21 protein-coding genes are annotated in these 19,793 nt (G+C 64.0%); 11 read left to right on the top strand and 10 right to left on the bottom strand.

Annotated features, from left to right (window positions below):
• Positions 1-30: 30 nt before the first annotated feature.
• The 5 genes from moaA to RCO38_RS18575 all read right to left on the bottom strand — a co-directional run bounded on the left by moaA (position 31) and on the right by RCO38_RS18575 (position 5,343).
• On the bottom strand, positions 31-1,179 hold the full coding sequence (moaA, locus tag RCO38_RS18595) for a GTP 3',8-cyclase MoaA (RefSeq protein WP_374694562.1): 1,149 nt from the start codon (positions 1,177-1,179) through the stop codon (positions 31-33).
• A 66-nt stretch (positions 1,180-1,245) separates the two neighbouring features.
• The gene (locus tag RCO38_RS18590) at positions 1,246-1,794 is read right to left on the bottom strand and encodes a nitroreductase family protein (protein WP_308329911.1); all 549 of its coding nucleotides are present in this window, start codon (positions 1,792-1,794) and stop codon (positions 1,246-1,248) included.
• A gap of 151 nt (positions 1,795-1,945) precedes the next feature.
• Positions 1,946-2,260, bottom strand: a complete 315-nt coding sequence (locus RCO38_RS18585) for a c-type cytochrome (protein ID WP_308329910.1) — start codon at positions 2,258-2,260, stop codon at positions 1,946-1,948.
• Positions 2,261-2,324: 64 nt separating this feature from the next.
• Complete coding sequence (locus tag RCO38_RS18580) at positions 2,325-4,808, bottom strand: arsenate reductase (azurin) large subunit (RefSeq protein WP_308329908.1); 2,484 nt, start codon at positions 4,806-4,808, stop codon at positions 2,325-2,327.
• 10 nt (positions 4,809-4,818) lie between these two features.
• The gene (locus RCO38_RS18575; RefSeq protein WP_308329907.1) at positions 4,819-5,343 is read right to left on the bottom strand and encodes an arsenate reductase (azurin) small subunit; all 525 of its coding nucleotides are present in this window, start codon (positions 5,341-5,343) and stop codon (positions 4,819-4,821) included.
• A 271-nt stretch (positions 5,344-5,614) separates the two neighbouring features.
• Here RCO38_RS18575 and RCO38_RS18570 point away from each other — a divergent pair, with 271 nt between their 5' ends.
• From RCO38_RS18570 to RCO38_RS18525, 10 genes are read left to right on the top strand one after another with little or no spacing between them, the layout of a single operon-like run.
• Entirely contained in the window at positions 5,615-6,373 is a 759-nt protein-coding gene (locus RCO38_RS18570) for a PhnD/SsuA/transferrin family substrate-binding protein (protein WP_308330221.1), read from the top strand.
• Positions 6,373-7,818, top strand: a complete 1,446-nt coding sequence (locus RCO38_RS18565; RefSeq protein ID WP_308329906.1) for a HAMP domain-containing sensor histidine kinase — start codon at positions 6,373-6,375, stop codon at positions 7,816-7,818. The genes RCO38_RS18570 and RCO38_RS18565 overlap by 1 nt, the downstream gene beginning before the upstream one ends.
• Positions 7,815-9,122, top strand: a complete 1,308-nt coding sequence (locus RCO38_RS18560; protein WP_308329905.1) for a sigma-54-dependent transcriptional regulator — start codon at positions 7,815-7,817, stop codon at positions 9,120-9,122. Before RCO38_RS18565 ends, RCO38_RS18560 begins: the two co-directional genes overlap by 4 nt.
• Positions 9,123-9,169: 47 nt before the next feature.
• Complete coding sequence (locus tag RCO38_RS18555; protein ID WP_308329903.1) at positions 9,170-9,715, top strand: sigma-70 family RNA polymerase sigma factor; 546 nt, start codon at positions 9,170-9,172, stop codon at positions 9,713-9,715.
• A gap of 50 nt (positions 9,716-9,765) precedes the next feature.
• Positions 9,766-10,812: a permease gene (locus tag RCO38_RS18550; RefSeq protein ID WP_308329902.1), complete on the top strand. Its 1,047-nt coding sequence runs from the start codon at positions 9,766-9,768 to the stop codon at positions 10,810-10,812.
• Positions 10,813-10,845: 33 nt separating this feature from the next.
• Positions 10,846-11,784: an MBL fold metallo-hydrolase gene (locus RCO38_RS18545; RefSeq protein ID WP_308329900.1), complete on the top strand. Its 939-nt coding sequence runs from the start codon at positions 10,846-10,848 to the stop codon at positions 11,782-11,784.
• A gap of 3 nt (positions 11,785-11,787) precedes the next feature.
• Positions 11,788-12,021: a thioredoxin family protein gene (locus RCO38_RS18540; protein WP_308329898.1), complete on the top strand. Its 234-nt coding sequence runs from the start codon at positions 11,788-11,790 to the stop codon at positions 12,019-12,021.
• Positions 12,022-12,035: 14 nt separating this feature from the next.
• On the top strand, positions 12,036-12,443 hold the full coding sequence (locus tag RCO38_RS18535; protein ID WP_308329897.1) for a rhodanese-like domain-containing protein: 408 nt from the start codon (positions 12,036-12,038) through the stop codon (positions 12,441-12,443).
• Between the two features lie 43 nt (positions 12,444-12,486).
• Positions 12,487-12,906, top strand: coding sequence for an OsmC family protein (locus RCO38_RS18530; protein WP_308329895.1), 420 nt, complete (start codon positions 12,487-12,489; stop codon positions 12,904-12,906).
• Positions 12,907-12,921: 15 nt separating this feature from the next.
• Positions 12,922-13,908: a cation diffusion facilitator family transporter gene (locus RCO38_RS18525; RefSeq protein ID WP_308329893.1), complete on the top strand. Its 987-nt coding sequence runs from the start codon at positions 12,922-12,924 to the stop codon at positions 13,906-13,908.
• Positions 13,909-14,134: 226 nt separating this feature from the next.
• On the opposite strand, the gene RCO38_RS18520 is transcribed toward RCO38_RS18525, so the two are convergent.
• From RCO38_RS18520 to modA, 4 genes are all read right to left on the bottom strand, one after another.
• A complete protein-coding gene (locus tag RCO38_RS18520; protein ID WP_308329891.1) occupies positions 14,135-14,557 on the bottom strand; it encodes a MerR family DNA-binding protein in 423 nt (140 codons plus the stop codon).
• A gap of 658 nt (positions 14,558-15,215) precedes the next feature.
• Positions 15,216-16,322, bottom strand: coding sequence for an ABC transporter ATP-binding protein (locus tag RCO38_RS18515; protein ID WP_308329890.1), 1,107 nt, complete (start codon positions 16,320-16,322; stop codon positions 15,216-15,218).
• Positions 16,323-16,387: 65 nt separating this feature from the next.
• Positions 16,388-17,062, bottom strand: coding sequence for a molybdate ABC transporter permease subunit (gene modB, locus RCO38_RS18510; protein WP_308329888.1), 675 nt, complete (start codon positions 17,060-17,062; stop codon positions 16,388-16,390).
• On the bottom strand, positions 17,059-17,841 hold the full coding sequence (gene modA / locus RCO38_RS18505; RefSeq protein ID WP_308329886.1) for a molybdate ABC transporter substrate-binding protein: 783 nt from the start codon (positions 17,839-17,841) through the stop codon (positions 17,059-17,061). The genes modB and modA overlap by 4 nt, the downstream gene beginning before the upstream one ends.
• A gap of 103 nt (positions 17,842-17,944) precedes the next feature.
• Between modA and RCO38_RS18500 the strand changes: the two genes are divergently transcribed.
• Entirely contained in the window at positions 17,945-18,319 is a 375-nt protein-coding gene (locus RCO38_RS18500) for a winged helix-turn-helix domain-containing protein (protein WP_308329885.1), read from the top strand.
• A gap of 54 nt (positions 18,320-18,373) precedes the next feature.
• Here RCO38_RS18500 and RCO38_RS18495 read toward each other — a convergent pair whose 3' ends face one another.
• Positions 18,374-19,753: an SLC13 family permease gene (locus RCO38_RS18495; RefSeq protein WP_308329884.1), complete on the bottom strand. Its 1,380-nt coding sequence runs from the start codon at positions 19,751-19,753 to the stop codon at positions 18,374-18,376.
• Between the last annotated feature and the right edge of the window lie 40 nt (positions 19,754-19,793).

Below are 19,793 nucleotides of genomic sequence, written 5' to 3'. Positions count from 1 at the left end.
GCTTTTTTGTTGATGGCTGGCCGGTCGCTTTCAGCCACCGATGTAGCTCATCTCTGGCCTTCGCTGATGGGTACTGTTGTTTTGTTGACGCACGGATGAGCGCATCTGCGAATAGCGGTCCGCGCGTCCACGCCACACTGAGTTGATGACCCTGGTTAGCTGTTCATCCTCTGCCGTGGTCGTGCCCCTGAGGATGTGCCGGAGATCGAAGCCTTGACCTGCGAAGAGGCAGGTGAACAAGCGTCCTTCGGTGGACAGCCTGGCCCGGTTGCAGTCGCCACAGAACGCCTGGGTCACACTGCTGATGACGCCAATCTCGCCCAGAGATGGTTGGTGTTGACCGTTCGGTCCAGCATAGCCCCAGCGCTGCGCGGTTTCGCCCGCAGCGCTGGCCTGCAGGCGCACCAGCGGCATGTGTTCGGAGATGGTGCGAATCACCGCTTCGCTGGGCAGCACAGCGTCCATGTTCCAGCCGTTGGTGGACCCCACGTCCATGAATTCGATGAATCGCAGTGCTACACCGGAGCCCTGGAAGAAGCGTGCCATGGGCATGATCTGTTGGTCGTTGACGCCGCGCTGGACCACCATGTTGACCTTGATATTGGTGATACCGGCAGCCTGCGCTGCCTCGATGCCATCCAGCACCTTGGCCACCGGAAAGTCCACATCGTTCATGCGCTTGAATACGCGGTCGTCCAGTGCATCGAGACTGACCGTCACACGGTTGAGGCCGGCGGCCTTGAGTGCCACCGCCTTGCGCGCCAGCAGCGAACCGTTGGTGGTCATGGTCAGATCGATCGCATCGCCATCGGGCGTGTTCAGCGTTGTAAGCTGAACCAGCAGCTCTTCCAGGTTCTTGCGCAACAACGGTTCACCACCGGTCAGCCGAATCTTCCTGACGCCCAAAGCGACGAACTGTCGGGCCACCCGGGTGATCTCTTCGAAGCTGAGCAGCGATGAGTGCGGGAGGTATTGATAGTCGCTGCCAAAGACTTCCTTGGGCATGCAGTAGGCGCACCGAAAGTTGCAGCGATCGGTCACGCTGATGCGCAGGTCACGCAGGGGTCTCTGAAGCCGATCCCGGACTTCTCCGGTGACCAGTGGTTCCGCGAACGAATGCGCCGACTGTCGTTCCACGAACTGGCGATGGTCCAGCAGGGGAATGACGCGTGCCAGCAGAGGTTCACCCATGGCATGTCTCCATTGTTGTGACGGACGCTGATAGGTTCTGCGGACGCGAGACGGTCACAGCGTGCTTACAAAGCTGCTTGTCTCAGGGTGCAGACGTTGGGCTTTGCGTTTGGAGACGGTGCCGATGTTCAGGAAGCAGACCGCTTCTTCACCTGTGGCGAGTTCAAACAGCTGGCGCATGCGGGGGGACTGCATGGCCTGACCGCTGGTGAGGCTGCTGCCGAAGCCCTGGCCATGCGCCATCAGGAGCATGTTCTGCACGGCTGCACCCACGGACACCATGCGCTCCAACGCGGGGATGGGTGGCTCGCAGGCGCCCAGCCGGGCCACCACCAGCATTAGCACTGGGGCGCGGTGCGCCTTCTCCCGGGCGGTCTCGATCTGCTCCAGCGTCGCGCCCGGGTCGCGGTCCACCAGCGCGAGTGCGAAGACCTCGGCCAGCAAGGCTCGTTTGTCCTGCGGCACGATGACGAACCGCCAAGGCTTGACCAGACCGTGGTCGGGTGCCGAAGCTGCGCTGCGAAAAATCTGGTCCAGCTGAAACACATTCGGGCCTGGCTCCACCAGGCGCTTGGGGGAAATGTTCTGGCGGGATGTGATCAAAGCATCCGCAAACGAAGACGCACTGGCTTGTGGCTCTGTGGTGTGACGCAGAGCCAACTGGGACGCAGCAAGGGGGCTTTCCAGTCCGACATGTCCCATGTTCTTGTCTCCTGAAAAAGAAGACCGATGCAACATCGGTCTTCTCAACACATCACTTGCTGGACAGAATCCACTTGGCCAGGGTCTTGGCATCCGCCTCGCTCAGCGCGGCCTGAGCCGGCATGGGAATGGGGCCCCATTTGCCCGATCCACCCTTCTTGATGTTGGCCACCAAGGTGGCTTCAGCGTCTTTCTGGCCGGCGTATTTTTTGGCCACTTCGGCATAGGCGGGGCCAACCAGTTTTTTGTCCACGGCATGGCAGGCCATGCAGGCGTTCTTTTGAGCCAGCTCCGTGCTGGCGTGGCCCACGGCGGGCAGAGAAGCCGAAATAGCGAGTGCTATCACGGCACCGAACTTGCGAATCATGTTGTCTCCGAACGTTCTATTAAAAAAGGCGGGCAGCCACCGGCCGCCCGCAACCCAGCCATCCTCAAGCGAACCGGCGGTCTTTGAACGAGATCGACTTCTTGTAGTCGTCCACACTGCCCACGCGCTTGATGCCAGCCCAGGTGCCCTTGTAGTAGGGCACCACGTTGCGATCCACCCAGGAGGTCACCACGTCACCGTGCACCCCCTTGATATAGCCAAAGAGCATAAAGGTCTGGCCCGGCTTGAGCGCCTTGAGCGGGTAGGCCATGGCGTAGGTGCTGCCGAAGTCGTTGTAGACCTCGACCACGTCACCAGCCGCCACGCCCAGTGCCTTGGCATCGTCCGGGTTCATCTCGATGAAGGCCATCGGGAAGCGGTCGCGCACGAAGCTGTTGTATTGGTCGTGGTAGGCGGTCTGCCAGACTTCGTTGGCGCGACCGCTGTTGATCCAGAACTTGAATTTGGCTTTTTGATCAGCCACCATCTTGGGCAGGCCGTTCCACGGTGCGGGTTTGAAATGGGCCTTGCCGTCGCCGGTGCTGAACTTGCCATCGGCGTATTCCATTTCGGTGCCGATCAGCTTGCCGTCCTTGACTTCCTTGATGGGCAGTTGCACACCGTTGGTGCCCGCCTTGCGCAGCAGTTCGTAGGTGGCCAGGTAGCCTGTCGGTCCTCCTTGGCTGTCGATGGGTTCGACCCCTGGACGACCGGCGCGGCGGAAGCCGTCGTTGAAGGCGTCTTCTTCGGTCTTCCAGTTGAAGCCGTCGAAGCGTTTGGCCATGTCCGCCTTGCCGTCTTTCTGGTACATCGCCTTCAGGGTGTTGGCGATGTCAGCAGCGATCAGGCAGTCGGGTTTGGCCGAGCCAGGAGGGTCCATGAACTTTTCGGACAGGCGCAGGCGGCGCTCGCCGTTCATGGAGGTCAGGTTCATTTCGCCTGGCTGGGTGGCCGGGAACAGCAGGTGCGCGTCATCGGCGAGCTGCGTGGGGTAGAGGTTCATGGCCGCCACGAACATACCGCCCTGGTATTTGCAGGCGTTGTAGATCACTTCCACCAGTTGCTCCACACTGGCGCCGCGGGCTCGGGCGATGGCTTCGTCCACGATCTTGGCGCGCTTGCTCAGCACCAGGCGGTGTTGCTCTGCATTCACCGTGGTCTGGTAGGGGTTGGTGCCCCACAGGGTGTACATCAGGCCCTTGCCGGCAATGACTTCCTGGTCCAGGTAGATCTTGCTGCTGCCGGGGTAGGGCGGACGGGTGTATCCCTCCTGGTGGCCGCCCAGGCGGCACACGCCGGTGCCGCGGCGCCCGACGTTTTCGGTCGCCAGCACCAGGCTCACCAGTGCACTCTGGATGACGTAGTTGTCGTTGCCCCAGATGATGCCCTTCTCATAGGGGTGGAAGGTGCGCGGGCGGTGGCCGCTGGCCTTGGGTTTGTAGGCCCATTCCGCCGCCTGTTTGATCTGGGCCACCGTCAGGCCCGTGGCCTTGGCGCCGTCTTCCAGGCTCATGCGGTTGGTCTTGACTGCATCGTCATAGCCGCTGGTGTGTTTGGCGATGAAGTCCTTGGCCATCCAGCCTTGCTGCACGACATAGGTGAACAGTGTGTTGAACAGCGCCGTGTCGGTGCCCGGCTGGATATCGAGGTGCAGCACGTTCTCTTTGCCTGCCACCTGTTCGCAGATCGCCACCGTGGCCGAGCGGCGCGGGTCCACGATGATGATCTTGGCCGCAGCCGCCGTTTCGCCCGGAAACCACTTTTTCTTCTTGTCCACGGTGGAGCCCGAGAGGTTGGCCACCCAATGGTTCAGGAAGTAGTTGGTCTGTGTTTCGTAGGGGTTGGCGCCGGTGCACAGGATGCAATCGGCCAGCTGGGCGTCTTCGTAGCTGTTGTTGAGTTCGCCCACGCCCATGTCGCGCGTGGCGTGGCACTCGGAGTTGTAGGCCGGGCGGTTGTGGATGCGCACCATCTGGGTTTTCAGCGCGCTGAACATCAGCTTGCCGGTGCCCCAGGTGTTCTCAAAACCGCCACCAGCGCCGCCGTGGTCGAAGCAGTCGTAGAACAGGCCGTCAGGGCCGTCGTTGTCGAGGATCTTTTTGGTCAGGCCTGCATACAGGGCCAAAGCCTGTTCCCAACTGGTGTCGAGCCATTGGTCACCGCGCTTGACCCGCGGGTGCTTCAGGCGCTCGCGACCGATGCCGTCGTGCGTGTACATGTAGCTGGCCATCTTGCCGCCGCGTGTGGACGACAGGCCGCTGTTCACGACACATTCCTTGTCGGGGACGATCATGATGTTCCACTTCTTGCCGCCCTTGTCAGTGATGGTGTTGGTCATCGCCCGGGTCAGGGTGGTGGCAAACGGCGGCAGTTGTGTGCGGAAGTCCAAGCCCAGCGCGTTCTGGTCCGGGGCGCGACCGCCTTCAGTGTTGTGATCCCACTTGTAGGCGTGGTAGCCACATCCGACGATGCAGAAGTGGCAGGTCATGTTGGTCTTTTGCGCGTCCTTCGGGGGCAGCGCAATGCGGTCGTTGATCTGGGTGGTCATGCTGCTCTCCTTACAGGACGTTGGACTGGCGGCCGTAGATCAGGCCGTCGACACCGACGGCGTGCACGCTGTCGGTCTTGGCGTCGTACTCCAGCAGGATGCGCGGCAGGTCTTCGGTCGCCTGGCCAGTGACCATCTGACCGCCGTTCTCGGGGTCGAAGATGGAGAAGTGGCAGCCGCACTTGAAGGTCTTGGTGCCGGGTTCGTAGCCGACCGGGCAGCCCATGTGGGTGCAGAACGAGCTGTAGGCCACGATGTCGCCGTTGGGGCCGACGCCGCCGGGCACAGGCGAGCCCATGCGGATGGCCAGGCAGGCCGAGCTGTCATCGGGGTAGGCAAAACTCACCGCCTGGTTGAGTGGCATGCCCTTGGCTGAGCCGACGGCCTTTTTGGGGTAGGGCAGGGTGGTGCCGCTGGCGGTGGCCGGGGTGGCGGCGTTGGCGTTGCGGATGGGAATGACCACCGAACCGGCTACGGCTGCGGCAGCGCCACCGGACTTCAGAAAGAAGCGGCGGCCGATTTTGACGTCGTCCATGTTGTCTCCTGGTTTTGAACAAAGGCGGCCACTCTTCGCAACGCCCGTGCCAGGGGTGGATGTGTTTAAAAACAAGCACTTGCAACACTGGGGTTTGTCCGTTGTGAATTTTTCGTAACCATGACCAAAATCAAAGTTACGAAAACGTAACACCCCACGTACGATGGTGAATCGAAGAAGCACCCTGACCGCCGGCCTCTGCAGCGCCGTCTCAGCCGCTGTACCCCTGCCCAGCTGGGGGGCGGATCGACTGCGCATCGGTTTGACCCCGGTGATCCTGGCCGACCAGGTCGCCTTTCTGTCGCGCTGGGGGCGCTATCTCAGCAGCCGGGTGGGCATCGAGGTCGAGTTCGTGGCCCGCGAGTCCTACCAGAGCATCCTGGACTTGCTGTTCTCGGGGCAGATCGACGCGGCGTGGATCTGTGGTTACCCCTTCGTGCGTTTCGAGAGCGATCTGAGCCTGCTCGCGGTGCCGCTGTACCAGGGCCAGCCGTTCTACCAGGCCTACCTGATCCGCTCCAAGACGCCCGCCCCCGAGGTGCAGGGCTGGGCAGATCTCAAGGGAAGGGTGTTGGCTTACTCCGATCCGTTGTCCAACTCCGGCTGGCTGGTGGCCCAGGCGCAGCTGGCCAAGGCCGGTGTCGCTACACGCGAACTCAAGCGCGGCTTTTTCACCCACGGTCACCGCAACGTGGCCGAGGCAGTGGCCGCCCGACTGGCCCAGGCAGGTTCCATCGACGGCTATGTGTGGGAAACGATGCGCGCACAGGCCATGCCCGCCATCGCCAAGACCGAAGTGATCTGGAAGTCGGAGCCGTTCGGGTTTCCGCCGCTGGTCGCGCGCAAGGGGCGTGAACACCCGCAGATGGAAGCACTGCGCCAGGCCTTGCTGCGCATGGGCGACGACAAGGTCGGTCGCGACCTGCTGGCCTCCTTGAACCTGTCTGGATTCACGCCGGGCCAGACCAGCCTGTTCGACTCGATTCGCCGACAGGCCCAGCAGGTGCCGGGCAGCGGAGTGGGCAGCTGATGCTCCGGCGCCTGCCCTATCGGGTGCAGATTCCGCTGGGCTTGTCACTGGCCGTGCTGCTGGCGGCCGTGCTGGTCACGGCCATCACGGCGCGGGTCCAGGCGCAGAACGCGCGGCGCGACACGCTGTCACTGCTAGACCGGGCGGTGGTGCTGGTGATCGCGCAGGTGCGCCCCCTGCTGGCTGCCGACGACACCTGGCGCGTGTTTTCCTTGCTGCGCGACACTGCGCAGCTGGTGCCGGGGGCGGATGCGGACCTGGCACGGCTGGCGATCCTGACGCCGGACGGAGCAGTGTTCGCCGCTTCGGACCCGGTGAAGCTGGAAACCGGGCGCCAGGTGCTGGGCGAGCCCTGGCGCGAGCAGCCGCTGTTGACTGCGATGGCAATCGAACGGCGGGCCTTGCTCAACAGGCCCGATGGTTCAGTGGTGCTGATCGACCCGATCCGCAGCGAAGACGGTCAGACTCTGGGCTTTGTCTTCACCGAGGTGGAGTCGGCCGCCTTCGCACCTGACTGGGCCTCGCTGGCCCGCACAGCGCTGATCGGTATCGTCTTGGCGGTCACGGTGCTCGGCCCCCTTGGGTGGTGGGTAGGCAAGCGCATGGCCCGTCCGGTGGGCCGGCTGGTGGCCGTGATCGAGCGCATCGGACGTGACGACCCCGGGGTGTTGCGCGCCGATGTGCCCAAGACCACCGACCCCGAACTCAGCCGCATTGGCGATGCCGTTGCACAGCTGATGGGCGAACTCGAACGTCGCAAGGTGGCGGAAGAACGCGCCTTGTCGGCCGAACGCCTGGCGGCGGTGGGCAAGATGACGGCGGCCGTCGCGCACGAAATCAACAACCCCCTGGCGGGCATGCTGACCGCCACCCAGACGCTGCGTCTGCACGGGGGCAATGAGGCTATCCGCCTGCGCACCATCGACCTGCTCGACCGGGGCCTGCAGCAGATTCGCACCACCGTCGCAGCCCTGTTGCCACAGGCGCGCATTGAGGATCGCCCTCTGGAGCCGGGTGACCTGGAAGACATCGTGGCTCTGGTGAAGAGCACGGCCGACAAGCACCGGGCAGAAATTCGGGTTCAGGTCGATGTGGAGTCAGCCCTGAGGGTGCCGTCCGCGCCACTGCGTCAAGTCATGCTCAACCTGCTGCTCAATGCGCTCAAGGCGGCGGGTGAACACGGCGTGATTGCCGCAAGGCTTCAGGCCGATGAATCCCGGGTGCGGTTCTGCATCAGCAACAGCGGACCGGTGCTGAGCGAAGACAAGTTCAAAAGCACGCTGGCCGCCGAAAGCGGCAAAGACCCACGCGGCTTTGGCCTATGGGTCTGCCAGGAACTCGCCAGCCACCTGCGCGGCCGGTTCGAGCTGGACATCACCGAAACCACACAAACCTGCCTCCTGTTCGAAGTGCCGAACCGGGAGGCGCCGGAAGGCCAGACATGACATCCATCCTGTTGATTGAAGACGACCCCATCATGGGTGAGTCGCTGATGCAACGCTTTGAACTGGAGGGCTTGCAGGTGAGCTGGTGCCGGCGGCTCAGCGAAGCGCGCGATGCGCTGTTGTCGCTGCCCCATGCCGTGGTCAGCGATGTCCGGCTGCCCGACGGTCTGGCCACCGAATGGTTCGTGGCTTTGCCCGCCACTGTGCGAGCCTTGCCCTGGTTTTTTCTCACGGGCTACGGCAGCGTCAACGATGCGGTCGCGGCGGTGCGCGCCGGTGCAAGGGAGTACCTGACCAAGCCGTTCGACATCGAAAGTCTGGTGGCGAAGATCCGGGAGGCGGTGGACCTGTCCGTGGCACCCGATGACGATGCCCTGCTCGGCGTGTCGGTCGCCATGCGCCGGGTCGAAACCATGGTGCACAAGGTGGCGAGTCAGCGTGTGTCGGTGCTGCTGACGGGCGAGTCGGGCGTGGGCAAGGAGGTGGCGGCCCAGCTCATCCACAGCCTCGACCCCCGAGCGGGCAAGGGCGAGTTCGTCGCGGTGAACTGCGCGGCGATTCCCGAGACCATGATGGAAGCCGAATTTTTCGGCTATGAAAAAGGCGCGTTCTCAGGAGCCGTGCGTACCCACAAGGGTTATCTGGAGCGGGCGAACAAGGGCACCTTGTTTCTGGACGAAGTGGGTGAGTTGCCCGCCAGCATGCAGGCCAAACTGCTTCGCGCCCTGCAGGAAAAGTGCTTCTTCCGACTGGGGGCCGAGCGCACCACACAGAGTGACTTCCGCATCCTGGCCGCCACCAACCGCGACTTGTACGCGGACATGAACGCGGGTGCCTTCCGTGAAGACCTGTTCTACCGGCTGGCGGTCATCAAGATCGAGTTGCCACCGCTGCGCGAGCGGCCAGAAGACATCCGCTGGCTGACCGAGAAGCTGCTGGCCCAGATCGTGCTGGAGCAGGGTCGGCCCCTGGCCATGTCCGAGCCCTTTGTGCGCGATCTGATGGGGCGGGAGTGGCGGGGCAACGTGCGGGAGCTGCGTTCGTTCCTGGAGGAGGCCGTGGTGCTGAGCGACGGCGGAATGCTGGACCTTCCCGAAGGTCAACCCGCCTGGTCCTCCGCAGCAGTCGAGGCTTCAGGCAATGGCATCGTGACCCTGCAACGTGTGGTCGAAACCGTGGAACGTTCCCACATCCAGAAAGCGCTGCAGCATTGCGAGGGTAGTGTTGGAAAAACTGCGGAAGTGCTGGGCATCAGTCGCAAGACCCTGTGGGAGAAAATGAAAAAGCTTGCCATCTCCGCTTGAAGAGTTGACCAGTCTATGTTCCTGACCGCACTTGCTGTGAAACTGATATGAACGACCCGTTGTCGCTCTGGGCCCGCCACGAAACGGAGCTTCGCCGATGGCTGCTGTCGCGCGTGTCGATACGCAGTGAAGTGGACGACATCCTGCAAGACGTGTTCATCAAGATCCTGCGTCAGGGTCAGTCGCTTTCTTCCGTGGTACAGCCAAGGGCCTGGCTGTTCGAGGTCACGCGCAATACCCTGACCGACCGCCTGCGCACCCGACACGAAGGGTTGCCGCTGCCCGAAGGGCTGGACGAGCTGCTGGATGCGGTAGTGTCTGAACACCCACTGGACGGTCTGGCACAGGCCTGCCTGCCGCGTGTTCTCTCTGAGCTTGATCCGCAGGACCGTGAGGTCATCGAGCTGTGCGACCTGCAGGGCATGACGCAGGCCGAGTTCGCTCGGCAAAGGCAGCTTTCCCTGCCCGCGGTCAAGTCGCGTCTGCAGCGTGCACGCAAACGTATGCGCGAGCGCATGACCTCAGCCTGCCAGGTGTCGTTTGACAGTGAGGGGCGGGTGGACGACTTTGTTCCGCGAACACCGTCTCGCTAAAAGAGCCGTCTTTCCTGCATCCTTTTTGCACCTGCCTCGTCTTCTGAGGCATGAGCACCCTCACATCGAACCTGACCCGCTGGCCGCAGAAGCAGCCGGTGCTGTTTCTGCTGGCCGCCGCCGCCCTGTGGTGGGGCCTGTACCAGTCGCTGATCCCGGTGTCCGAGGCTTTGGTCGCCGCGCTGCCGGTGGACCGCAGCAGCCATCTGGGCAGCGCGCTGCAGTTCTTTTTCTACGACACGCCCAAGGTCTTGCTGCTGCTAACCGGCGTGGTATTCGTCATGGGCATGGTCAACAGCTACTTCACGCCCGAGCGTACGCGCGCGCTGCTGGCCGGGCGCACCGAGGGCCTGGCCAATGTGATGGCGGCCACCTTGGGCATCGTCACCCCGTTCTGTTCCTGCTCGGCGGTGCCGCTGTTCATCGGGTTCGTGCAGGCCGGTGTGCCGCTGGGCGTGACCTTCTCGTTCCTGATCTCCGCGCCCATGGTCAATGAAGTCGCGCTGGCGCTGCTGTTCGGCCTGTTCGGCTGGAAGATCGCCGCGCTTTACCTGGGCTTGGGCTTGTCGGTGGCCATCGTGGCGGGCTGGATCATTGGACGCTTGAAGATGGAGGCGCACCTCGAAGACTGGGTGCGCGACATGCCGAAGATGTCGGCCGGTTACGAGGCGGCCGAAACCACGCTGGCCGACCGGATGCAGGCGGGTTTTGCCTCGGTGCGCGAAATCGTGGGCAAGGTATGGCCCTACATCCTGGCTGGCATCGCCATTGGTGCCGGCATCCACGGCTGGGTGCCGCAGGACTTCATGGCCAGCTTCATGGGCAAGGACGCGTGGTGGTCGGTGCCGCTGGCGGTGCTGATCGGCGTGCCTATGTACACCAACGCGGCCGGGGTCATTCCCATCGTGCAGGCCTTGCTGGCCAAGGGCGCGGCGCTGGGTACGGTGCTGGCTTTCATGATGAGCGTGATCGCGCTGTCGTTGCCCGAAATGATCATCCTGCGCAAGGTCCTCAAGGTCCGGCTGATCGCCACCTTCGTGGGCGTGGTCGCCACCGGCATCCTGATCGTTGGATTCGTGTTCAACGCAGTGCTTTGATTTTCTTTCCTCAGTTTACGGAAACCCACTGGCATGCACATCCCATCCATGCGGCTCAAACAACTGCTGACCGCTGGCTTGATTGCTAGCGTGGTCTGGTCCGCGCAGGCGGTGGAGATCGTTTTCAAACCTGTAGCACCCAACGTGTATGCCTACGTAGGCGACACCGAAGGTCGAACCTACGAGAACGAAGCCCTCAACGCCAACATCGGTCTGGTGGTGACGCCGGCGGGGACACTGTTGATTGACAGCGGTGCCAGCTTTCAGGGCGCGAAGCAAATCGCCGAGGCTGTGAAGAAGGTGACCCCGCAGCCAATCCGATGGGTCATCAACACCGGCGGGCAGGACCACCGCTGGCTGGGCAACGGCTACTTCAAGGCGCAGGGCGCCGAGATCATGGCGCATGCCAACGCCGATGCCGACATGAAGGCCCGTGGTCCCGAGCACCTGAAAGCGAACGCGCCGGTGCTCAAGGAGAAGATGAACGGCACCGAGATCGTGTTGCCCACCCGCTGGCTCAAGGAGGCCGACACGAAGCTGGACCTGGGCGGCGTCGCCGTGCAGGTGCTGCACCGCCAAGGCGGCCACACGCCGGGCGACAGCATGGTCTGGCTGCCGCAGAGCGGTGTGGTGTTCACGGGTGACGTGGTCTACGTGGACCGCATCCTGGGCCTGCACCCGGTGAGCAAGACCAAGACCTGGGTCGAATCGTTCGAGGTGCTGGAAGCGCTCAACCCCAAGGTGGTGGTGCCCGGCCATGGCCGCGTGACCACGCTGGCGCAGGCGCAGAAGGACACCGGCGATCTGCTCAAGGCCCTCCGGGCGCACATGGGTAAGGCGGTGGAGGCGGGCACCGACATGAGTTCCGCGATCAAGAGCTTTGACGCGGCCCCCTTCAAGCACCTCAAACACGTGGATGTCTGGCTGCCCCAACTGGCCAACCGCACTTATCTCGAAATGGAACAGGAGTAAATCATGGACATCAAGGTACTCGGCACGGGTTGTGCCAACTGCAAGAACACCATCGCGCTGATCGACCAGGTGGCCAAAGCCAATGGCGTCGAAGTGAAGCTGGAGAAGGTGGAAGAGCTGCGCGACATCATGGGCTACGGCGTCATGAGCACGCCTGGTGTGGTCATCAACGGCAAGGTGGTGCACGCCGGTGGTGTGCCCAGCCGCGAGAAGATCGAACAGTGGCTGTCGGCTTGAGCAAAGGAGGCAACATGCTGGACGAAGCGAAACAGGTCTGCCCCACCACTACGCGCCGTCTGGTGGACGAGGGTGCCTGGCTGGTGGACGTGCGCGAGCGCGCCGAAGTGGCCCGCACCGCCTTTGACGTACCGACCATCGTGAACATCCCTCTGTCCGAGCTGGAACAGCGCTGGAACGAATTGCCCAAGGACCGCGAGTTGGTGCTGGTCTGCGAGAGTGGGGCTCGCAGCCTCAAGGCCACCTACTTTCTGCAGTACCACGGCTATACCCGTGTGAGCAACATGGAAGGCGGCATCCTCAAATGGATGCGCAAGAACTTCCCGGTGATCGGCCAGTGCATTGAGGTGCCCGCAGCTGCCTCGTCGTCCTGCTGCTGCAGCGCCCCTGCGGGTCAAGCTTCCTCAACAGGCTGCTGTTGAGAACGGAGTTGGGAATGCATTTGGCCAAAAAAGGAAACCAGCCATGACCGACAACCCCACCAAGATGCGCTTTCACGTTGAATCCGAACGTATCGATGCGCACCACAGCCAGTCCCTGTGCAAGTCAGCCCGGATCACCCTGGACACCGACCTGGTCGGCAACCCAGAGGCGTTCAACCCGGCCGAGCTTCTGCTGTCGGCGCTGTCGGCTTGCATGATCAAGGGCATCGAGCGAGTGGTGCCTATCCTGAAGTTTCAGCTGCGAGGCGTGCGGGTGATCGTGGACGGTGTTCGACAGGACGTGCCACCAAAGATGGAAAGCATCCGCTATCAGATCATCGTGGACACCGATGAAACGGACCGGCGCATCGACCTGCTGCACGACAACGTCAAGAAGTACGGAACGGTGTTCAACACGGTGGCTCCGGGTACAGATTTGAGCGGCGTGATGCGCCGCGCCTGAGAGAGTGCAACACCGATGAGCGCCGGACACGACCACAGCCATGCATCCACCAGTTTCGACAAGGCCTTTGCCATCGGCATCGCGCTGAACCTGGCGTTTGTCGGCGTCGAGGCCTTCTACGGCTGGAAGATCAACTCGCTGGCCCTGCTGGCCGATGCCGGACACAACCTCAGCGACGTGGCCGGGCTGGTGCTGGCCTGGGGTGGTGCCTTGGCCGGCAGGCTGCGGCCCGACGCCCGCCACACCTATGGCTGGAAACGCGGCAGCATCCTGGCTGCGTTTGCCAATGCCTTGTTGCTGCTGGTGGCAATGGGCGCGCTGGCGTGGGAGGCCGTCGGCCGCCTGTTGGCGTCAGAGCCGATGGCGGGCAGCGAAGGCTTGACCATCATGGCCGTGGCCGGTGTCGGCATCGTGGTCAACACCGTGACGGCCCTGCTGTTCATGCGCGGGCGCGCGCACGACCTGAATATCCGCGGCGCCTTCTTGCACATGGCCGCCGATGCGCTGGTGTCGGCCGGGGTGGTGTTGGCTGGTGCGCTGACGCTCTGGATGGGCTGGGTCTGGCTCGACCCGGTGGTGAGTTTGTTGATCGCGGCGGTGATCCTTTGGGGAACCTGGAGCCTGTTCCGGCAATCCTTGCACCTGCTGTTCGACGGTGTGCCCGACCGCGTGGACCCACAGGCAGTGCACGACTGCTTGGCCTCACTGCCAGGGGTTAGCCGCGTACACGATCTGCACATCTGGGCCATGGACACCTCGCAGGTGGCGATGACGGCCCACTTGGTGATGCCAGAGGGCAACGCTGATGATCGATTTATCCAGCGGGCCACCGAGCTGCTGCACGACCGGTTTGAAATCACCCATGCCACCCTACAGGTGGTGCAAGTGCCGTTCACGCAGCCTTGTGGCGACTGGCATGGCGCCTTTCGCCAGACCCAAGAGCCTAAACCCCATGTCGACTTGGCCTCGAATCATGGGGTCGGTCATCCCCACCCGCTGTGAGGTGCGATTGCTGTTGGGTCTGCGTGGCACTGTCTTTTGCAGAGTTCCGTCGGCGGGGCCGCCTGACCTGAACAGGTGCATGGGTGTCACCCAGATGCACGCTACCCGAACAACTCCAAGCGTTTGGCCAACAGGGTCGTTGCGAACAGGAACCGTGTCAACACGGTCAGCACCGTTTGCAGCACACCCACGTCGTTTCGCACGGTGCCGTATCGCGAGCGCACGATCAGGCACAGCATCTGGCTGCACCGTCCGGCATGGGCACGCAAGGACTAAAGTCGGTCAGGATGTTGCAGTCGGGCGCCGGGCCGCCCGCACAGCCCTCGCTGCAGGCACGGACATAACGCAACAGGCTTCGCTCCAGACGGCGCAACTCCGCCATCTTGGTCCGCACGGCCGCGAGGTGAGCCTGGGCAATCGCCCTGGCCTCCACGCAGTCGCGTTCGGAGCTGGTCGATAGCGTGACCAATTCGCGGGTCTGTTCAATGGAAAAGCCCAGGTCTCGGCAATGGCGGATGAGGATCAGCACGTCCTGCACCGACTCAGGGTAGACACGATGGCCGCTCTCTCGGCGCATGGCTGGGGGTATCAGACCCACTTCCTCGTAATACCGAAGGGCTGAGACGGCGAAACCGACGCGCTTGGCCAAGGTGCCGATGGTTAGCAACGCGGGGGAAGGGGCAGCGGGGACCTCGGGTTTTTTCACGGTGGGTCTTGCATCTCAAGTGGCTTGAGATTTTAGAGTGCTGCAACGGGAATCGACCCGCGTTAATCAACTGGAGAAAACTTGTGAAAAGACCTGTACTGACGATGTTGGGCGTGGCCGGAGCTTGCGCTGCCTGCTGCGCCGTTCCCCTGGCGATTCCGATGCTGGGGGGTGCGGCTGCGCTGGGTTTGAAGACTTGGCTTGGTGTGAATGTCCAGATCGGTCTGGAACTGGTGGCGCTATTGGTGATGGCATCCTTTGCAGCACTGTGGTGGAGTGTTCAGGTCTGGAGACCTCGGAAGGGGGGCAGAGCAGGTGGATGTGAATCAGCTATTGGAAGCGCATGCGCGGTGAGTCACAACGCGACAGGATGCGGCTGTGCCCCACGGTAGGAAGCACTGGGGCTGAACATCGGCATCAGAGCTGGGGAAATCACGAGTCAGTGTTCAGGCCGTCGCCACTTTTGGATAGCCGCCACTGCTGACTAGCCTTTCGTTGGATGGTTTGCGGCGGATCAACCGCCAGCCAAACGATCAGCCACGTTCTCGCGTGTCACTCTTTCCAGCAGCTTTGGGGGCAAGCGTCCGGGCGGAGATCGACTTCAGGACACCTTGCTTGGCATGACGTGCACCCAGTCGCACGCCAGCCGCATCAGCTGGGACTGGCCCACCGCGAGACGCTGTCGCAAGGGACCCGAGCGCATCAGGCGCAGTACGACGCCGCCGAGCGCTTCGACGGTAAATGTGGCCAGCGTGGTTTCGCCCAAATGGCGGACCGACGTGACGGTGGTTTGCAGTTCCACCTGCCCGAATGTCGTGTCCTGGAGCGCCGTGTATGCCTCGTCTCCCAGATGCAGACCATCCCCCTGGATCACCCAGGTCACCGCCTGACCGGCAGCAATCCGCCCCTTGTCCCGCACCCGCAGCTTCACCCCCGTGGCCTGGCCAGCGGGCGACAGCCATTCGAGCCAGCCAGCGCGGTCGCTCGCATCCTGCCCGAACAGCGGCCCGAGCCAGCGCCCCTTGAAGCGGTTCTGCACGCCCACCAGATCGGCCACCCGGGCGTTGCGGGGCGACCTGTAGACCGTTGCTGGCGTGCCTTGCTGCAGCACCGTGCCTGCATCCATCACCACCAGGCTGTCGGCCAGGTGCCGCGCCTCCACCAGGTCGTGGGTCACCAGCACGATGGGGATGTGCAGGTCCTGCCGCAGATCGGCCAGCAGGTCGTAGAGGCCTTGGCGGTTCATCTGGTCAACCGCGGAGAAGGGTTCGTCCAGCAGCAGCAGGCGCGGCTCGCGCGCCAGGGCGCGGGCCACCGCCACCCGTTGCTGCTGCCCGCCCGACAGGTTGGCGGGCTTGCGGGCCTGCTGATCGGTCGAGAGGCGCACGTGGTCCAGCCAGCGGGCCGCCCGTTCGCGTCGCTGCGCGGGTGACAGGTGCAGCATAGACAGCGCCACGTTGTCCAGGGCGCTCATGTGCGGCATCAGCGCATAGTTCTGGAACACCAGCCCCACATGGCGCTGCTGCGGCGGCAGGCACACGCCGCTCGCGGTGTCCACCCACACCTGCTCGCCCACCACGACGTGGCCCGCGGTGGGCTTGAGCAGACCGGCCATGCAGCGCAGCATCGAGGTCTTGCCCGCGCCGGACGGGCCGACCAGGGCCATCAGCTCGCCGGGCTGGCAGCTGAATTCGCCGTGCAGGGGCATGGGCGAGGATTGGTCGATCCGAACCTGCAGCGCTCCACCTGAATCCATCGGCTTCGTACCCGTGCTCATCGTGTCTTCACCATGCGCGCGGTGGCAAAGAAGGACGCGGCCACCGCCACCAGCGACAGGGCCAGCAGCAGCAAGGCCATGCGGTCAGCGCTTTGCAGATCGAAGGCCTGCACCCGGTCGTAGATGCTGATGGCCACCGTCTTGGTTTCGCCGGGGATGCTGCCGCCCATCATCAGCACCACGCCGAACTCGCCCAGCGTGTGCACGAAGGTCATCACCATGCCCGAGAGAATGCCCGGCCAGGCCAGCGGCAGCTCCACCTTGGTGAAGGTCTGCCAGGCCGACAGGCCGCTGACCGCCGCCGCCTCGCTCAGGTTGGCGGGAATGGCTTCAAACGCGCGCTGGACCGGCTGCACGAGGAAGGGGATGTTGAAGATCACCGACGCGATCAGCAGGCCGAGAAAGTTGAAGGTCAGCCGGATGTCGAAGGTCTCCAGCATCCAGCGCCCCAGCGGAGACCCCGCGCCCAGGGAGACCAGCAGGTAGTAGCCCAGCACCGTGGGCGGCAGCACCAGCGGCAGCACCACGGTGGCTTCCACGAGTGCCTTGGCCTTGAAGTCCGAGCGCGCCAGCCAGCGCCCCAGCCACAGGCCCAGGGGCAGCAGCACGACCAGGGTCACCGCCGCCAGCTCCAGCGAGAGCAGCAGCGAGGTCCAGTCCATGCCCGTCATGGCTTGGGCATGGCGAAGCCGTAGCGGACCATGACGGCCTGGGCTTCGGGCGTGGCGATGTATTCGTAGAACGCACGCGCGGCTTCGGGGGCGTCTTTCATCAGCACCATGCGCTGGGCCAGGGGCTGGTGCCAGTCTTGCGGGATCAGCGCGAAGTCCCCGAGCCTGGCCACCTGCGGCGCCAGCGCCAGCGAGTAGGCGATGATGCCGCCCTCGGTGGCCCCCGAGGTGGCGAACTGGGCCGTCTGCGAGATGTTCTCGCCGAACACCAGCCGGGGTTCGATGGCCTGCCACAGGCCGGCGTGCTGCAGGGCTTCCCTGGCCCGCATGCCGTAGGGCGCGTGGTCGGGCGCGGCAATCGCGAACTTCTTGAGCCGCCCGTCTTTGAGCGCGGCGCCCAGGTCCTTGAGCTCACCGTCGGCCTTGAGCGGGGAGCCCTTGGGCACCATGATGCCGATCCGGCCGTAGGCGTAGAGACGGCCACGGTCGCGCGTCTTGCCGGCGTCGGCCAGCTTGAACACAAAGCCCTCGTCGGCCGACATGAACAGGTGGAACGGCGCCCCTTGCAACAGCTGTGAGTAGAAGCTGCCCGAGGAGCCGAAGACCAGCCGCAGCTTGTATCCGGTGGCTCTCTCGAATTGGGCCGCCACGTCTTCGAGGGCGAACTTTAGGTCGGCGGCTGCGGCCACGGTGGGGACTGGAGCCTGCGCACGGGCCGCCCCGGCGCCAAGACCCAGCGACAGGGACAGCGCCAGCAGGCAGCGACGGGTGGTACTCATTGACGGGCTCCAGTCCGTTGAGGCGAACGATCGGTTCAATATCTTTCAAATTCGATATCTCCAAAAAAGTATATCGAAACTTCCCGCAGCTATCATTCGGCCCATGAAACCCACGTTGAACGTCACTGCCCTGGAGGAGCGCACACGCTTTCGCATCCAGATCAAGCATGCCGTGGCCATCGGCCCCGGCAAGGCGGACGTGCTGCAGGGCATTGCCGAAACCGGCTCCATCGCCGAAGCCGGGCGGCGCCTGGGCATGAGCTACCAGCGGGTCTGGTCGCTTGTCGATGCGATGAACCGCGATTTTGTGGAACCACTGGTGATCAAGCAGCGCGGCGGGGCCGCCGGAGGTGGCACATCGCTAACCCCCATGGGACTGCAGGTGCTCCAGCTTTACCGCTCGGTGGAGCTCAAGGCGCAGAAGGCGATTGAAAAACCGCTGGGCGAGCTGGTAGCGCTGATCCAGCCAACGTCGTAGCCGCAGTGGCGATCGCACAGGGTGTCACAACTGAGAAACCGTGATCAGAAATGGCTACGCGCGCACCAGCAGCCCCCAGATCGTCAACACCCCCACACAGACCAGGTCCAGCGACAGGCCGGCCCGCAGCATGTCGCGCTGGCGCACCCGGCCTGTGCCGAACACCAGGGCATTGGGTGGCGTGGCCACGGGCAGGGCAAAACCGCAGGACGCGGCCAGGGCGACCACGACCACCAGCGTCTCCACCGGTAGCCCCATCTGGCTGGCGACGGCGGCAAACACCGGCACCAGCAGCGCCGCAGCGGCGGTGTTGCTGGCGAATTCGCTGAGCAGCACCATGAAGGCGGCGACCGCCAGCAGCATGGTCCATGGCGCCGCGCCTTGCAGCAGGCTGGCCACCTGCTGCCCCAGCACCAGCGAGGCGCCCGAGAGGGCCAGCACCTCGCCCAGCGCCAGGCCACCGCCGAACAGGATCAACACCCCCCAGTCGGTGTGTTCAGAAACCTCCCGCCAGCTTGCCAACCGCAGCGTCACCACGGCGATGGCAGCGGCCAGCGCAAACACCGTGTCCGGACTCTGGATGCCCAGCTTTTTGAGAGGCTCGGCCCCAAAGGTCCAGCCCAGCGCGGTCAGCAGGAACACGCCCAGCGTCAGAACCCGTGGCCAGGTCCAGGGCACGTCGGTCGTGGTGATGGCGATGCGTCGATCCAGGTTCGGGCGCAGCACCAGCCACAGGGTGAACGCCATCAGGGGCATGAGCACCAGCACCAGGGGCAAGCCGATCCAGAGCCACTGGGCAAAGTCAATGCCCGCCGCGCGCGCCGCAATCGCATTCGGCGGTGAGCCGACCAGGGTGCCCATGCCCCCGATGCTGGCGGAATAGGCCACGCCCAGCAGCACAAAGGCAAACGTCCGCCGTTCACGCTGCGGGTCGAGCGGCCCCAGGATGCCCAGGGTCAATGGCAGCGCCATGGCGGCCGTGGCCGTGTTGCTGATGCCCATGGACAGCAAGGCCGTGACGCCAAACAGCAGCCACACGGCCCGTCCCAGATGGCCGCCCGACAGCGTCAGCAGGAACCCGGCCATCTTGCGGTCCAGCTGCTGGGAACGCAGGGCGCTGGCCAGGGCAAAGCCGCCCAGGAAGAGAAAGACGATGGGGTCGGCAAAAGGCGCCAGGGCTTTCACCGTGGTCAGGCCCGGAAGCCCCAGCGCCAGCGCACCCACCGGCACCAGAAGCGCGGTCACCGGCAAGGGAATCGCTTCCGTCAGCCACAGCGCACCGATGAAGACCAGCAGGCACAGGCCCTTGGTGACCGACGCCTCGTAAGGCAGCCAGGCGACCAAAGCCAGCGACAGCGACAGCGCGACCAGAAACGAGAACACGGCCCGGCGGGCCGAAACCACACCCCCGTCAGAAGCGGCTTCAGGGCTCACTGGGCTACCCTCCGCGCGGTGCGCTGCGGGGCCGAGCGTG

The organism is Hydrogenophaga pseudoflava, from assembly GCF_031020795.1.
GTDB classification, from domain to species: Bacteria; Pseudomonadota; Gammaproteobacteria; order Burkholderiales; family Burkholderiaceae_C; genus Hydrogenophaga; species Hydrogenophaga pseudoflava_A.
This window is presented reverse-complemented; position numbering and strand designations above follow the sequence as displayed.

What these genes read in the sequence shown, in the direction of transcription:
- RCO38_RS18545 (WP_308329900.1), top strand. Translation starts at nt 10,846, where the DNA reads ATGCACATCCCATCCATGCGGCTCAAACAACTGCTGACCGCTGGCTTG.
- RCO38_RS18560 (WP_308329905.1), top strand. Translation starts at nt 7,815, where the DNA reads ATGACATCCATCCTGTTGATTGAAGACGACCCCATCATGGGTGAGTCG.
- RCO38_RS18580 (WP_308329908.1), bottom strand. Translation starts at nt 4,808, where the DNA reads ATGACCACCCAGATCAACGACCGCATTGCGCTGCCCCCGAAGGACGCG.
- RCO38_RS18585 (WP_308329910.1), bottom strand. Translation starts at nt 2,260, where the DNA reads ATGATTCGCAAGTTCGGTGCCGTGATAGCACTCGCTATTTCGGCTTCT.
- RCO38_RS18555 (WP_308329903.1), top strand. Translation starts at nt 9,170, where the DNA reads ATGAACGACCCGTTGTCGCTCTGGGCCCGCCACGAAACGGAGCTTCGC.
- RCO38_RS18550 (WP_308329902.1), top strand. Translation starts at nt 9,766, where the DNA reads ATGAGCACCCTCACATCGAACCTGACCCGCTGGCCGCAGAAGCAGCCG.
- modA (WP_308329886.1), bottom strand. Translation starts at nt 17,841, where the DNA reads ATGAGTACCACCCGTCGCTGCCTGCTGGCGCTGTCCCTGTCGCTGGGT.
- RCO38_RS18515 (WP_308329890.1), bottom strand. Translation starts at nt 16,322, where the DNA reads ATGCCCCTGCACGGCGAATTCAGCTGCCAGCCCGGCGAGCTGATGGCC.
- RCO38_RS18535 (WP_308329897.1), top strand. Translation starts at nt 12,036, where the DNA reads ATGCTGGACGAAGCGAAACAGGTCTGCCCCACCACTACGCGCCGTCTG.
- RCO38_RS18530 (WP_308329895.1), top strand. Translation starts at nt 12,487, where the DNA reads ATGACCGACAACCCCACCAAGATGCGCTTTCACGTTGAATCCGAACGT.
- modB (WP_308329888.1), bottom strand. Translation starts at nt 17,062, where the DNA reads ATGACGGGCATGGACTGGACCTCGCTGCTGCTCTCGCTGGAGCTGGCG.
- RCO38_RS18525 (WP_308329893.1), top strand. Translation starts at nt 12,922, where the DNA reads ATGAGCGCCGGACACGACCACAGCCATGCATCCACCAGTTTCGACAAG.
- RCO38_RS18540 (WP_308329898.1), top strand. Translation starts at nt 11,788, where the DNA reads ATGGACATCAAGGTACTCGGCACGGGTTGTGCCAACTGCAAGAACACC.
- RCO38_RS18565 (WP_308329906.1), top strand. Translation starts at nt 6,373, where the DNA reads ATGCTCCGGCGCCTGCCCTATCGGGTGCAGATTCCGCTGGGCTTGTCA.
- RCO38_RS18500 (WP_308329885.1), top strand. Translation starts at nt 17,945, where the DNA reads ATGAAACCCACGTTGAACGTCACTGCCCTGGAGGAGCGCACACGCTTT.
- RCO38_RS18575 (WP_308329907.1), bottom strand. Translation starts at nt 5,343, where the DNA reads ATGGACGACGTCAAAATCGGCCGCCGCTTCTTTCTGAAGTCCGGTGGC.